At 74.4% G+C, this 13919-nt stretch carries 9 protein-coding genes; 6 read left to right on the top strand and 3 right to left on the bottom strand.

Annotated features, from left to right (window positions below; all coding sequences use genetic code 11):
* The first annotated feature begins 45 nt into the window (after window positions 1-45).
* Window positions 46-582, top strand: a complete 537-nt coding sequence (locus ACFYZ3_RS04690; RefSeq protein ID WP_388514838.1) for a hypothetical protein — start codon at window positions 46-48, stop codon at window positions 580-582.
* Between the two features lie 39 nt (window positions 583-621).
* On the opposite strand, the gene ACFYZ3_RS04695 is transcribed toward ACFYZ3_RS04690, so the two are convergent.
* The gene (locus ACFYZ3_RS04695; RefSeq protein ID WP_388514001.1) at window positions 622-1860 is read right to left on the bottom strand and encodes an NAD(P)/FAD-dependent oxidoreductase; all 1239 of its coding nucleotides are present in this window, start codon (window positions 1858-1860) and stop codon (window positions 622-624) included.
* Window positions 1857-2183, bottom strand: a complete 327-nt coding sequence (locus ACFYZ3_RS04700; protein WP_388514002.1) for a bifunctional 3-phenylpropionate/cinnamic acid dioxygenase ferredoxin subunit — start codon at window positions 2181-2183, stop codon at window positions 1857-1859. Before ACFYZ3_RS04700 ends, ACFYZ3_RS04695 begins: the two co-directional genes overlap by 4 nt.
* A gap of 208 nt (window positions 2184-2391) precedes the next feature.
* On the opposite strand from ACFYZ3_RS04700, the gene ACFYZ3_RS04705 reads away from it, so the two are divergent.
* The 5 genes from ACFYZ3_RS04705 (at window position 2392) to ACFYZ3_RS04725 (ending at window position 9213) form a co-directional block, all read left to right on the top strand.
* Window positions 2392-3219 (top strand): IclR family transcriptional regulator, encoded by an 828-nt coding sequence (locus ACFYZ3_RS04705; protein WP_388514004.1) that lies wholly within the window; start codon window positions 2392-2394, stop codon window positions 3217-3219.
* A gap of 158 nt (window positions 3220-3377) precedes the next feature.
* Window positions 3378-4463 (top strand): S-(hydroxymethyl)mycothiol dehydrogenase, encoded by a 1086-nt coding sequence (locus tag ACFYZ3_RS04710; protein WP_388514006.1) that lies wholly within the window; start codon window positions 3378-3380, stop codon window positions 4461-4463.
* A complete protein-coding gene (locus ACFYZ3_RS04715; protein WP_388514008.1) occupies window positions 4460-6916 on the top strand; it encodes an FAD-dependent oxidoreductase in 2457 nt (818 codons plus the stop codon). The genes ACFYZ3_RS04710 and ACFYZ3_RS04715 overlap by 4 nt, the downstream gene beginning before the upstream one ends.
* A 21-nt stretch (window positions 6917-6937) precedes the next feature.
* Window positions 6938-8086, top strand: coding sequence for an N-methyl-L-tryptophan oxidase (gene solA, locus ACFYZ3_RS04720; protein ID WP_388514009.1), 1149 nt, complete (start codon window positions 6938-6940; stop codon window positions 8084-8086).
* Complete coding sequence (locus tag ACFYZ3_RS04725; RefSeq protein WP_388514011.1) at window positions 8083-9213, top strand: aromatic ring-hydroxylating dioxygenase subunit alpha; 1131 nt, start codon at window positions 8083-8085, stop codon at window positions 9211-9213. Before solA ends, ACFYZ3_RS04725 begins: the two co-directional genes overlap by 4 nt.
* On the opposite strand, the gene ACFYZ3_RS04730 is transcribed toward ACFYZ3_RS04725, so the two are convergent.
* Complete coding sequence (locus tag ACFYZ3_RS04730) at window positions 9210-13874, bottom strand: hypothetical protein (RefSeq protein ID WP_388514013.1); 4665 nt, start codon at window positions 13872-13874, stop codon at window positions 9210-9212. The genes ACFYZ3_RS04725 and ACFYZ3_RS04730 overlap by 4 nt on opposite strands.
* Window positions 13875-13919 lie beyond the last annotated feature (45 nt).

Consider the following 13919-nt stretch of genomic DNA (forward strand, 5'->3'; position numbering starts at 1 on the left):
CGGACACGGACGAGCGGTCTGCCGGCGGTGGGGAGTGACATGTTGATGGGCACGGCGGAGCGGCGCGGGGCGCCCGCGGACGACGGCCAGGCCGGGGTGACGGAGGAGACCGCACCGGTGCGCGCGCAGGTGCCGGATCGCGACGCTGCGGCGACCGGGCCGGACTCTCGGGCGGGCGAGCGGCAGCCGGGGTACCGGCCGTTGTGGAGCGAGGAGCCCGCGCGGCGCCGCCGGTTGCCGGATCCGGTGCGTACGGCGGCCGTGCGCGCGGTGCTGGTGGTCGCCGTGACGCTGATACTGGCGATGGTGGCCTTCCTGTGCACGCTGGCGGAGTCCTGGCTGGCGTTCCCGATGGTGCTCGGCAGTGTGGCGGGCACGGTGGTGGCCACCTGGGGCGTGCTGGACGTGTGGGTGACCCGGCAGGTGTGGAACCAGCGGCACGGTGTCGTGTCTGCGCCGAGCAGCACCGCGCGAGCCATGCGCCGCGAGCGTCGCCGAGCGAGGCGGCAGGCGCGGGCCGCCGAGCGGGGCCGGGGGCGGATAGGCCGGCGGGGCGGCACGGGGCAGCTGACGCACCCCTGAGCGGCAGGGTGGCGCCGTCCGGACGACGAGCGCCACCGACTACACCGGTACCGCCCGGTCGGCCTCGCCGGCGAGTTCGCGCCGCGCCCTCATGAAGGAGCGGGGGCGGTCCACGGCGAGCACGGCGGTGGTCCGGCCGTCACGCTCGTAGCGGGCGAGAAGACCGTCCTCGCCCGGAGCGTCGTCGCTCACCCGGCCCTCGACGACGCGGACGGTGTCGCCCGCCCGCCGCCGGCCGGCGAACTGAAGGCGGGCTCCGTACTGGTCGGACCAGAAGTACGGCACCGACCTCGCGCTCTCCACGGTGCGTCCGGCGAGCAGGTTGGCCACGGCGGCCCGGGGCTGCCGGGTGGCGGAGGTCCAGTGCTCCGCGCGGGTACCGCCGACGCGGGCCACATCACCGACGGCGACCACCTGCGGCAGGGACGTCACACAGCCGTCGTCGCACAGGACGCCGTCGTTCAGGACCAGCGGCGAGCCCGCCAGCCAGGCGGTGTTGGGCGTGGCCCCGATGCCGACGATCACCACCTCGGCGGGCAGGACGCGGCCGTCGGTGAGTGCCACCCCGGTGACGGTCCCGCCGCCCCGCAGCGCGCTCACGGAGGCGCCCGTGACCAGCCCGACGCCACCCCGGCGGTGCAGTGCGGCGCACACGGCGGCCATCTCGGGTCCGAGCTGGAGCGCGAGCGGGAGCGCGGCGGCCTCGACGACCGTGACCTCGTGGCCGAGGGCAGCGCACGAGGAGGCGGTCTCCGCACCGATGAATCCGCCGCCGACGACGACCACCCGGCATGGCCCGCGGGTGAGTTCGGCACGCAGGGCACGGGCGTCGTCCAGGGTCCGCAGCGTGTGGACGCCGGGCAGTCGGTCACCGGACCGTCGGTCACCGGACATTCGATCGCCGGACCGTCGATCGCCGGGCCGTCGGTCACCGGTCAGACGCCGGGCCGACGCGCCGGTGGCGACGACGACGCCGTCGGTGGAGACGGTGCGTCCGCCGTCGAGCAGGACGGTACGCCCGCGCGCGTCCAGTCCGCGGGCGCGGACGCCGAGCAGCCACTCGGCGTCCAGGTCGGCGGTCTCCTCCGCGTCGGTGAGCGCCAGCCGGTCCTCGTCGGCCCCGCCGGTGAGGTACTCCTTGGAGAGGGGCGGCCGGTCGTAGGGCCGGTGCGGTTCGTCGCCGACGATCACCAGGCGGCCGTCGAAGCCCTGGGCCCGCAGTTCCCGGGCGGCGTACAGGCCGGCCAGCGAGGCACCGACGACGGTCACGGTCCTCATGCGGCGCTTCCCTCCTCGGCGGCGAGGTGGACGTGGACGACGCCGTCGTCGTCGACGGAGACCCGGTGGGTGCGCACGGGCCTGCGGGCCGGCAGGCAGGTGGGCCGACCGGTGCGCAGGTCGAACGAGGCGGCGTGCAGCGGGCATTCGACCAGGCAGCCCTCGAGCCAGCCCTCGGACAGGGAGGCGTCCTGGTGGCTGCAGGTGTCGTCGATGGCGTAGAGATCGCCGTCGTCGGTGTGGAAGACGGCGATCGGCGGAGTGGACGCGACACGGGCGGACTCGCCCTTGGGGAGGTCTTCGAGGTGGCAGACCGGAATCATGGGGGCTCCCCTCTCGGTCCGGAACGCGGGTCCTGTCGGGCCGCGGTACGCGTACCCTTCCGGGATCCGGACGCTTGAGTAACATGATGTTTCACATGGCGCACTGGAGAGCGCTATGCGCAACAGAATCCGGGGCGGGTGCCCGTGTCGTCAAGGGCTTCCCGCAGACGCGGTCCCCACAGGGCCGTCAGGTGATGAGAGTTGAGCCATGACCCGCACACAGAGGCAGCCCGACCATCGTGAGGACCGCGTGGCGAACAAGCAGGCCGGCGGCCGGGGCGCGGCGAGCGCCGTGCAGTCCGTGGACCGCGCCGTGAGCGTGCTGGAGATCCTCGCCCGGCACGGCGAGGCGGGCGTCACCGAGATCGCCGACGAACTGGAGGTGCACAAGTCCACCGCCTTCCGGCTGCTGGGCGTGCTGGAGAACCGCGGACTGGTGGCCCAGGAGAAGGAGCGCGGCAAGTACTACCTGGGCGCCGGCGTGCTGCGCCTCGCGGGGGCGGCCGCGGTACGGCTGGACATCTCGCAGGAGGGCGTGCCGGTCTGCCGCGAACTCGCCGACGAACTCGGCGAGACGGCGAACATCGCGGTCCTGGACGACGACGCGGCGGTCAACGTCATGCAGGCCCGGGGCACCGCCTCCGTGACCGCGCAGAACTGGCTCGGCCGGCGCACCCCGCTGCACGCCACCGCCAGCGGCAAGGTGCTGCTCGCGCATCTGCCGCCCACGTTGCGCGAGGGCCTGCTGGCCCGCCCGCTGCACCGGTTCACCGAGCACACCGTCACCGGCGCGGCGGTGCTGCGCGGCGAGTTGGAGACCGTGACCGGGCAGGGCTACGCGATCACCCAGGAGGAGCTGGAGATCGGACTGGCCGCGGTGGCCGCGCCCGTCCGGTCCCACGACGGCAAGGTGATCGCGTCGATCAGCGTCTCCGGCCCGGTGTACCGGCTGACCCCGGACCGCCTGCCGGACCTGGCGAAGCGCACCTCGGCGGCGGGGGCCGAACTGTCCCGCCGCATGGGCTACGGCGGCTGACCGGGCGCCGGGGGCGGCGCCGTCGGTGTGTTCCGGCCGTCCCGTTTCCTTTTGCCCAGGGGTTGACCCGTACCTCTTGACGGCCCCTGGACGGCGTTCCCACTATGTTCCTCACCGCGCAACCCATCGTGCTATGCGCAACAGCAGAGGAGCTTGTCGTGCCACACGAGGTCCGTGCCGTAGTCGCTGTGAAGAGGGGCGCACCCGTCGAGGTGCAGACGATCGTCGTCCCGGATCCGGGACCCGGCGAGGTGCTGGTCGCGGTGCAGGCCTGCGGGGTCTGTCACACGGATCTGCACTACCGGGAGGGTGCGGTCACGGACGACTTCCCGTTCCTGCTGGGTCACGAGGCGGCCGGCACGGTCGAGGCCGTCGGCGAGGGCGTGGGCGCACTCGCGCCGGGCGACTACGTCGTGCTGGCGTGGCGGGCTCCCTGCGGGGACTGCCGGTCCTGCCGGCGCGGCCGCCCCTGGTACTGCTTCCGGTCGCGCAACGCCGCCCAGCCGATGGCGCTTTCGGACGGCACCCCGCTGACCGCCGCCCTCGGCATCGGGGCGTTCGCGGAGAAGACGCTGGTCGCGGCCGGTCAGGCGGTGAAGGTCGACCCGGCCGCCCGGCCCGAGGCCGCCGGTCTCGTCGGCTGCGGGGTGATGGCCGGATACGGCGCCGCCGTTCACACCGGCAGGGTGGGGCGGGGCGACTCGGTCGCCGTCATCGGCTGCGGGGGCGTGGGCGACGCGGCGATCGCGGGCGCCGCCCTGAACGGCGCCGTGAAGGTCATCGCGGTCGACGTGGACGGCCGGAAGCTGGACCGGGCGGAACGGTTCGGCGCCACGCACACCGTCGACTCCCGCGGCACCGACCCGGTCGAAGCGGTCCGTGCCCTCACCGACGGCCACGGCGTGGACATCGCGATCGACGCGGTGGGCCTCTCTGAGACGTTCCGCCAGGCGTTCTACATGCGCGACCACGCCGGAGTGCTGGTCCAGGTCGGTGTCCCCACGCCCGGGACGACGGTCGAGCTCCCGCTCGCCGACGTCTTCTCGCGCGGCGGCGCGATCAAGTCGTCCTGGTACGGCGACTGCCTGCCCAGCCGCGACTTCCCGTTCCTGGTCGACCAGTACCTGCACGGGCTGCTGGACCTGGGTGCCTTCGTCTCGGAGACGACGACGCTGGACGGGGTGGAGGAGGCGTTCGCCAGGATGCACCGCGGCGAGGTGCTGCGCTCGGTGGTGGTCCTGTGAGCACCCGTGACCCCGGCCGCCGCCCGCCGCGCGTGGTGGTCATCGGTGCCGGCATCGTCGGCTGCTCCCTCGCCGACGAACTGACCGCCCGCGGCTGGACGGACGTCACCGTCCTCGAACAGGGCCCGCTACCCGCCCCCGGCGGCTCCAGCTCGCACGCGCCCGGCCTGGTCTTCCGCACCAGTCCGTCCCGCACCCTGACTGCCTTCGCCCGGTACACCGTCGAGAAGTTCACCTCCCTCGCCTCGGACGGCGTGCCGTGCTTCCGGCGGGTCGGCGGTCTGGAGCTGGCGACCACCCCGGAACGCCTCGCCGACCTGCACCGCCGGGCCGGGTACGCCGCCTCCTGGGGCGTGCACGGCGAGATCGTCGGCGCCGCCCGCTGCAAGGAACTCTGGCCGCTGCTCGACGCGTCGGTGGTCCTCGGCGGCTTCCACACCCCCGGAGACGGCCTGGCCCACGCCCTGCACGCCTCCCGCGCCCAGCTGGACCGCGCCGTCGCCCGGGGCGCCCGTGCCCTGGACCGGCACACCGTCACCGGCATCGAGCGGGAGGACGGCAGGGTCACGGGCGTCGTCACCGACCGGGGCGCCTTCCCCGCCGACCACGTCGTCTCCGCGGCGGGTTTCTGGGGACCGGTCGTCGGCCGCATGGCGGGAGTCGACGTCCCCCTGCAACCGCTCGCCCATCAGTACGCGCGGACCGGACCGCTGCCCGAGCTGCACGGCGCCACGGCGGAGGCCTCGAAGCCGATCCTCCGCTTCCAGGACCGGGACCTGTACTTCCGCGAACACGGCGACCGTCTCGGCATCGGCTCCTACGCCCACCGTCCGCTGCCCGTGGACCCGTTCGCCGTCCCCGGTCACGACGAGGCCCGCGCCCGGGGCATGGACATGCCGTCGTCGTACCCCTTCACTGCCGAGGACTGGGCGTCCAGCTGGGAGGACTGCCGCCGGCTGATGCCCGCCCTGCGCGGGTCCGAGGTCGAGTCGGGTTTCAACGGAGTCTTCTCCTTCACTCCGGACGGCATGCCGGTCCTCGGCGAGTCCCGCGCGCTGCGGGGCTTCTGGCTGGCTGAGGCGGTCTGGGTGACCCACTCGGCCGGGGTCGCCAAGGCCGTCGCCGAGTGGATGGTGAACGGGCGGCCGTCGATCGATGTGCACGAGTGCGACCTCACGCGGTTCGAGGAGGCGCAGCGTTCACCGGCGTACGTCCGTGAGCGCGGGGCACAGCAGTTCGTGGAGGTGTACGACGTCGTCCACCCGCTCCAGCCGATGGAGCGGCCGCGTCCGCTCCGGGTCAGTCCTTTCCACGCCCGTCAGCAGCAGCTCGGCGCGTACTTCCTGGAGGGCGGCGGCTGGGAACGCCCGCACTGGTACGAGGCGAACGCGCCTCTCGCCGCGGACCTGCGTCTACCCGGCCGCGACGCCTGGTCGGCCCGCCACTGGTCCCCGATCGCGGCGGCGGAGGCACGCGCCACCCGTGAGCGGGTCGCCCTGTACGACATAACCCCGTTGCGCCGCCTGGAGGTCACCGGCCCCGGCGCCCTGGCCTTCCTCGACCGCATGACCAGCAACAACCTCCGCAAGAGGCCCGGCGCGGTCACCTACACGCTCCTCCTCGACGAAACCGGCGGCATCCGCTCGGACCTCACCGTCGCCCGCCTCGCCCCCGACCGCTTCCAGGTCGGTGCCAACTCCCCCGCCGACCTGGACCACCTGCTGCGCCACGCGCCGGACGGTGTCCACGTCAGGGACATCACCTCCGGCACCTGCTGCGTCGGCGTCTGGGGCCCGCTCGCCCGCGACCTCGTCCAGCCGCTCACCCCGGACGACTTCTCGCACGAGGCGTTCGGCTACTTCCGCGCCAAGCAGACCTGGGTCGGCCACGTCCCGGTCACCGCGCTGCGCCTGAGCTACGTGGGTGAGCTGGGCTGGGAGCTGTACACCACGGCCGATCTGGGGCTCAGGCTCTGGGACACCCTGTGGGAGGCCGGGCGCGGACTCGGCGTGATCGCCGCCGGGCGCTCCGCCTTCGACTCCCTGCGGCTGGAGAAGGGGTACCGGGCCTGGGGCAGGGACATGACCGACGAGGACAACCCCTACGAGGCGGGCGTCGGCTTCGCGGTCCGCATGGACAAGGCGGACTTCGTCGGCAGGCCGGCGCTGGAGCGCGCGGGCGAACCGGAGCGGCGGCTCACACCCCTGCTCCTCGACGACCCCGCCGCCGTGGTGCTCGGCAGGGAACCGGTGTACCTGGACGGCGCTCCCGCCGGGTACGTGACCAGCGCCGCGTACGGCTACACCCTCGGCCGCTGTGTCGCGTACGCCTGGCTCCCGGCGGGGCTGGCCGACGGCACCGGTGTGCACGTGGAGTACTTCGGCGAGAAGGTGCCCGCCACCGTCGCCGAGGAGCCCCTGTTCGACCCGAAGATGACCCGCATCCGCCGTTGACCGCCCCCAGGAGGTCCCGAGTTGTCCCCCACCTACGACGTGATCGTCATCGGTCTCGGCGGCATGGGCAGCGCCGCCGCCCATCACCTCTCCGCCCGGGGCGTGCGGGTACTGGGCCTGGAGAGGTTCGGCCCGGTGCACAACCGGGGGTCCAGCCACGGCGGTTCGCGGATCACCCGCCAGTCGTACTTCGAGGACCCGGCCTACGTTCCGCTGCTGCTGCGCGCCTACGAGCTGTACGAGGACCTGGAACGGTCCACCGGCCGGGACATCTCCCTGCTCTGCGGCGGGCTGATGATCGGCCGCCCCGACGCGTGGACCGTCTCCGGCTCGCTGCGCTCGGCCCGCGAGTGGGACCTGCCGTACGAGATGCTGGACGCCCGGGAGATCCGCCGCCGCTTTCCGACGCTGACGCCCGGTGACGACGAGGTCGCCCTGTACGAGGCCAGGGCCGGGCTGCTCCGCCCCGAGAACACGGTGGCCGCCCATCTCCAGCTCGCCACCCGGCAGGGCGCCGACCTGCACTTCGACGAGCCGACGACCCGCTGGGAGCCGTACCGGGACGGTGTGCGGGTGCACACCGCCGAGAACACCTACACCGCCTCCCACCTTGTGGTCTGCCCGGGGGCGTGGGCGCCGCGGCTGCTCGCCGACCTCGGGGTGCCCCTCACGGTCGAGCGGCAGGTCATGTACTGGTTCCAGCCGCGCGGCGGCATCCGCCCCTTCCGCCCCGCGAGCCATCCGATCTATGTCTGGGAGGACGCGGCCGGTGTCCAGGTCTACGGCTTCCCGGCCATCGACGGCCCCGACGACGGCGCCAAGGTCGCCTTCTTCCGCAAGGGGCGGGCCACGACCCCCGAGACGATCGACCGCACCGTGCACGAGCACGAGGTGCGGGCCATGGCGGACCACATGTCCGGCCGCATCCCCGATCTGCCCGGCACCTTCCGCAAGGCCGCGACCTGCATGTACACCACCACGCCCGACGAGCACTTCGTCATCGCCCGCCACCCGGCGCACCCCGACTCGGTCACGGTGGCGTGCGGCTTCTCCGGGCACGGCTTCAAGTTCGTGCCCGTGGTCGGGGAGATCCTCGCCGACCTGGCCCTGACGGGCACCACCGCGCACCCCATCGGTCTCTTCGACCCCGCCCGAGGAGTACGCACGTGACGACGACTCCCCTGCCCTCCAGCCTCGTGCCGACGCTGCCGGGCCACTACTACACCGACCCGGAGGTCTTCCGCGCGGAGCAGCGGCACGTCTTCGAGGCCCTGTGGTTCTGCGCCGTGCGCGGCGCCGACCTCGAACGGCCCGGTTCCTTCCGCACCGTGCAGGTCGGCCGCGAGAGCGTGATCGTCACACGGACCCGCACCGGCGACCTGCGCGCCTTCCTCAACATCTGCCGGCACCGCGGCGCCCGGCTGTGCCTGGAGGAGTCCGGCCAGGTGCGCCGCACCCTCCAGTGCCCGTACCACGCGTGGACCTACGATCTCGACGGCAGGCTGATCGCCGCGCCCGACCTGCCGAAGATGGCGGACGTCGACCGGTCGGCGTACGGCCTGGTCGAGGTGGCCCTGCGCGAGTGGCTCGGTTATGCCTGGGTGTGCCTGGCCGAGGAGCCGCCCTCGTTCGAGGAGACGGTGCGCGGGGCGGTGGTCGAACGGCTCGGCGATCCGGCCGCCGTCGAGCGGTACGGGACCGAGAGGCTCGCGCTCGGCCGGCGCGTCCGGTACGACGTGCGGGCCAACTGGAAGCTGATCGTCGAGAACTTCATGGAGTGCTACCACTGCGCGACCATCCATCCCGAACTCACCGACGTCCTGCCCGAGTTCGCCGACGGCTACGCGGCACAGTACTACGTGGGGCACGGTGCCGAGTTCGGCGAGGGCGTGGAGGGCTTCACGGTCGACGGCAGCGCGGGCTTCGGCAGGCTGCCCGAGGTGTCGGACGGTCAGGACCGCCGCTACTACGCGGTCACCGTGCGGCCGACGGTCTTCGTGAACCTCGTGCCGGACCATGTGATCCTGCACCGCATGTTCCCGCTGGCCGAGGACCGCACGGTCGTCGAGTGCGACTGGCTGTACGCACCCGAGGTCGTGGCGTCCGGGGCGGACCTGTCGAAGTCGGTCGAGCTGTTCCACCGGGTCAACGCCCAGGACTTCGCGGCCTGCGAGCGGACCCAGCCGGCCATGGCGTCCCGGGCCTACCGCGCGGGCGGGGTGCTGGTGCCGACCGAGCACCACATCGGGATCTTCCACGACTGGCTGCTCGGCCGGCTGGGCTCGCGCCCGGCCTAGGCCGGTGACTGGGCCGGACGCTTGAACATGCGGGTCGCGGTGATCTCGCTGTGCACCGCCTCGCCCTCCCCCTCGGCGGCGGGCGTCGGCTGGGGCAGGCCGGGCCTGAGGTGCTCCTCCACGCTGATGTACTTCAGGCCCGCCCGGAGGTCGGCGTCGTTGCGCAGCCGGATGACCAGCGGGAACTCGGCCAGCGCGGTCGTGTCGAACAAGCCGGTGGTGTAGAGGAGCTGGACGCCGAGCGCGTCGGACACGGCCCGCTGGAGCTCCAGCAGGTAGGTGGCGTTGGCGCGGCCGATGGGGTTGTCGAGGAACAGGGTGCCGGCGTGGCGGTGCCGGTCGCGGCCCCGGTCGTTGCTGCGCAGCGCGGCCATCGTGCAGTACAGGGCGATGGCGGCGGTGAGCAGCTGGCCGCCGGAGAAGACGTCGCCCATCTGGCCGACGGGGACGCGCTCGGCGCGCAGCACGGCGTCGGGCTTGAGGATCTCGACGGCGACGCCCTTGGGCTGCAGGGCGGCGGCGACGCCCCGCAGCAGCAGGGACATGCCGTCGCGGCGCAGGTCGGAGTTCTTCTTCACGGCCGCGCGAGTGGCCTCGTCGACGACCTCGCCGAGCCGCTCGGTGAGGGTGGCCTGGTCGGGCTCCTCGAAGCGGATGCGCAGGAACTCCTGCCCGGACCACTCGCCGAGGCCCTCCGGCAGCCGGGACAGGCGCTGGGCGGAGCGGAGGGTGGCGAGGGCGGACTCGACCAGTCCGCGCAGCCGGTCCACGATCGAGTCGCGGTTGCGCTCCAGCTGGGCCAGCTCGTCGGTGAGGACGCGGAGCCGGGGCGCGAAGGCGTCCGCCCACTTGGCCGCGTGCTCGGGCAGTGCGGCGGCGGGCAGTTCGCGGATCTGCTGGCGGGCGGGGGTGCGGACCTGCTCGTAGCGGGTGGAGTTGGCGTGCCGGACGAGGACGTCGCTCGCCTCGCGCACGGCGGCCTCGGCGGCGGACAGGTCGGCGGCGCAGCCGCGCAGCGAACGGCGGGCCTCGGCGGCCGACCGGCGGGCCTCCTCCAGGTCGCCCGGGTAGGGCTCGGGCTCCTCCTGCTCCTCCTCGGGCGCGTGTTCGCGCAGCAGGTCGCGGAGCATGGCGGCGATCTCGTCGAAGCCGCCCGCGGCGTCCTCGGCGGCGCGGTGCGCGTCGAGCAGTTCGGCGTGGGCCTCGCGGGCCCGGGCCAGGGCCTCGGTGCGGGTGGAGAGTTCGCCGGTCGCCGTGCGCAGCAGGGTCTGGGCGTGCTCGGCGTCGCGCGGCAGGAGTTCCTCGGGGAGGTCGGTGTGGGTGTCGCCGTCCTCGGGCGCGTGCCGTTCGGCCTCGCCGCGCAGCCGGCCGAGTTGTTCGCTCGCGCTCGACATGCGTGTTTCCAGGAGCTGCACCAGTTCCTCCGCGCGGGCGGCGGCAGCCTGCCGGGAGGGCCCGTCGGAGCCGTCGGGCGACTCCAGGAGCTGTGCGGCGCGGGTGCGGACCTTGTTGCTGAGCCGGTCGAGATCCGCGCGGGCGGCGCTCTCGTCGCTCTCCGCGCGGGCCTGTTCGGCGCGCAGGTCGGCGCCGACGCCGACCTTCTCGTACACCTGGGAGGCGGCGCGGTAGGCCTCGCGGAGGTCGGGCAGGGACGCCTTCGGCGCCTCGGTGCCGTCCCCGGGTGCCTCTTCGGGTACGTCGTCGGGGGCGCCGGCGATCTCGGAGCGCTCGGCGCGCAGCGCGCGGGCGGTGCGGCGGGCGTCGTCGGCGGCGCGCTGGGCGGCTCGCCGGTCCTCGTCGGCGGCGCGGGCCCGTTCCAGGCAGGCCTGGGCGCGGGCCTCGGCCTCGGCGCCCTCGTCGGCCAGCTCACGGAGGCTGACCTGCCAGCCGGCGCGCTCGCGCAGCCGGAAGGCGAGTCCGGCGAGGGCGTCGGCGGCGCGGCGGGCCTTCTGCGCGGCCTCCTGCCGCTCGTCCCTCAGGTGGACGGCCTCGGCGGCCCGCTCGTCGGCCTCGGCGCGCAGGGTGCGGGCCTCGGTCAGCTCGGCCTCGGTCTCCTCGGCGAAGGCGCGGGCCTCCTCTGCGGTCCTGGCGAGTTCCGCGAGGCGTCCGGCCGGGCAGCCGGTGCGCCAGGAGGCGAGCCGGGCCGCCAGCTCCCGGTCCTTGCCGAGCCGGGCGGCGAGGGTGCGGATCTCCTCGTCCCGCTCGCCCGCCCGGGCGCGCAGCGCGTGCCGCTCCTCGTCGGCCGCCTGCTCGTCGTGCATGGCCGGGTTCGGCGGTACGAGGAAGACGTCGCCGGTGCCTGACTCGGGGGCCGGGGTCGGGGCGAGGAGGGCGGCGGCGGTGCCCACGGCGACGGCGGAGCGCGGCAGCAGGGCCGCGTCGCCGAGTACCTCGCGGGCCCGGGTGTGCGAGTCCGGGTCGGTGATGATCACGCCGTCGACCAGCTCGGGGCGGGCGCCCAGCACGCGCGCGTGGTCGGCGGGGTCGACGGCCTGGGCGAGGTAGCGCCAGCCGGGCAGGGCGGGGATGCCGTGCTCGCCGAGGAACTCGACGGTGGCCAGCACGTCCGGTCCCGGGGGCAGCAGTCCGCCGTCGCCGAGCGCGCCGAGGATGCGGGAGTCGTCGGCCGCGGCGGTGCGCAGGTCGAACAGCTGGCGTTCGGCGGAGGAGACGGTGTCGTCGAGCAGTTCGCGCAGCTCGTCGGCGAAGCGGTCGAGTTCCTCGGGGGTCAGGGCGCCGTCCGTCGCGGTGGGAGCGGCGGCCCGGTCGTCGCGGTCCGCGTCCCTGCGGGGCTGCGGGATGCCGGGGCGGGCCTCGGCGGCCAGGCCGAGCAGCTCCGCGAGCCGCTCCTCGGCGGCCAGCGCCTCGGCGGTGCGCCGCTCGGCCTCGTGGGCGCGCTCGGCCGCGGTGGCGGCGTCCGCCGCGCGGGCCGCGGTCAGTTCGGCACGGCTCTCCGCGGCGGCGGCCTCGCGCGCGTGTTCGGTGGCCCGGCCGGCCGTCTCGCGGGCGGTGTCCCACGCGGCGACGGTCGTCTTCTCCGCGTCGCTGGCCGCGAGGGCGGCGCGGGCGGGGTCGGCGTCGGGCGCACTGTCGTCCAGCCAGCCCGCACGGACGGCCTCGGCGGTCTCCTGCTCGACCTCGGTGAGGCGCTGGCGCAGGTGTCCGGCCTCGCTGCGGGCGCGCTGCGCCTCGGTGGCGGCGGTGGTGGAGTCCCGGTGGGCGGCGTCGCTGACCTCCTGGAGGGCGGCGGACCTCGCCTCCTCCTCGTTGGCGTGGTGTTCGGCCTTTCCGGCCGCCGCGTGCAGGGTGCGGACGAGAGCGACGGCGGCCTTGGCGCGGGCGGCGAGCGCCGGGGCGGCGTCCCGCTCGGCCTCCTGGATGGCCGCGGACACGCGGGCGACCCGGTCGGCGGCGGCGCGGTGGCGCAGCACGGCCTCGGCGGCCTGCCAGGCGGAGTGCAGGGTGCGGGCCTCGGCCAGTTCGCGCTTCTGGGCTGCGGCGGCCTTCTCGGCGCCGGTCAGGGCCAGCGAGGCGTGCCGGTAGGCGAGTTCGGCGGCGATGAGGGCACTGCGGTCCCGGGCGGACTCGGCGTGCGTGACGGCGTACGCGGCGGCCGTGACGCGCTGGGCGAGGTCCGAGGCCCGCACCCGCTCCTGGGCGCCGCGCGCGGTGAGCCGCCGGGCCAGGTTCCTGGTGCGGCGTTCGGCGGCGGTGTGGATGTCTCGCGCGCGGGTGCGCGCCTCGGCGGCCTCGACGATCCGGCCCAGGAGGTCGACGGATCCGGCGGTGAAGTCCCGTTCGGCGATCAGCTCGGCGCGCCGGCCCAGCTTGTTGCCGAAGCCGCCGACCAGGTCGGCGAGGCCGTCGGTGTCGCGGGTGTCGGTGACGGCCCGCAGCAGCAGGTCGGTGAAGTCGGAGTCCTTCTTGACCGCGAAGAGGCCGGCGGCCTCGCCCTCGTCCGCGTTCATCTCGCGTTGGTAGCGGAAGAGTTCGGGGTCGAGCCCGAGGTCGCCGAGGTGCTCGATCCAGCGGTCGTGGATCTCCTCCCAGTGCACCTCCAGGTGCGGGTAGGCCTTGCCGGCCTCGGTGAGCGCGTCCCGGAAGCCCTTCATGGTGCGCCGCCTGCCCTGCGCGCCGGAGGCGCCCTCTACGGACGGGCGGACGGCGGTGGCCTCGGCGACCGGCAGGTTGTCCAGGGTCAGTCCGGGTCCTGGCCGGAAGGAGTACCAGGCCTCGGCGAACTTCCGCGGGTCGCCCGAGACCTGCCGCCCGCGCCACTCGCTGACCTTGCCGACGACGACGCACTCGCCGGTCTGCACGTGCTGCCACTCCAGCGCCACATGGCCGCAGTCGTCGGCGAGCAGGAACTTGCGCAGCACGCCGGAGCTGGCGCCGCCCAGGGTGTTGCGGTGGCCCGGCAGCATCACCGAGAAGATCAGCTTGAGGAGCACGGACTTGCCGCCGCCGTTCTCCAGGAAGAGCACACCGGCGGGCGCGGGCCGGCGCGGCGGGCCGACGGGCTCCTCCTCGAAGAACTCCGCCTGCGTGGGCGCGGGATCCGGCACGGGCTCGCCCACACCGCGCAGGTCAAGCACGGTGTCGGCGTAGCGCGCACCGGCGGGTCCGATGGAGTAGAGGCGGACCCGGGACAGCTCGTACATGGCGGACTCTCGTAAGTCTTCGGACGTCGGGGACGGGCGGGGCGG

This window comes from Streptomyces sp. NPDC001599, from assembly GCF_042893535.1.
In the GTDB taxonomy this organism is placed as follows: domain Bacteria; phylum Actinomycetota; class Actinomycetes; order Streptomycetales; family Streptomycetaceae; genus Streptomyces.

Coding starts and splice junctions, on each gene's coding strand:
- ACFYZ3_RS04690 (WP_388514838.1), top strand. CDS start 46: ATGGGCACGGCGGAGCGGCGCGGGGCGCCCGCGGACGACGGCCAGGCC.
- ACFYZ3_RS04695 (WP_388514001.1), bottom strand. CDS start 1,860: ATGAGGACCGTGACCGTCGTCGGTGCCTCGCTGGCCGGCCTGTACGCC.
- ACFYZ3_RS04700 (WP_388514002.1), bottom strand. CDS start 2,183: ATGATTCCGGTCTGCCACCTCGAAGACCTCCCCAAGGGCGAGTCCGCC.
- ACFYZ3_RS04705 (WP_388514004.1), top strand. CDS start 2,392: ATGACCCGCACACAGAGGCAGCCCGACCATCGTGAGGACCGCGTGGCG.
- ACFYZ3_RS04730 (WP_388514013.1), bottom strand. CDS start 13,874: ATGTACGAGCTGTCCCGGGTCCGCCTCTACTCCATCGGACCCGCCGGT.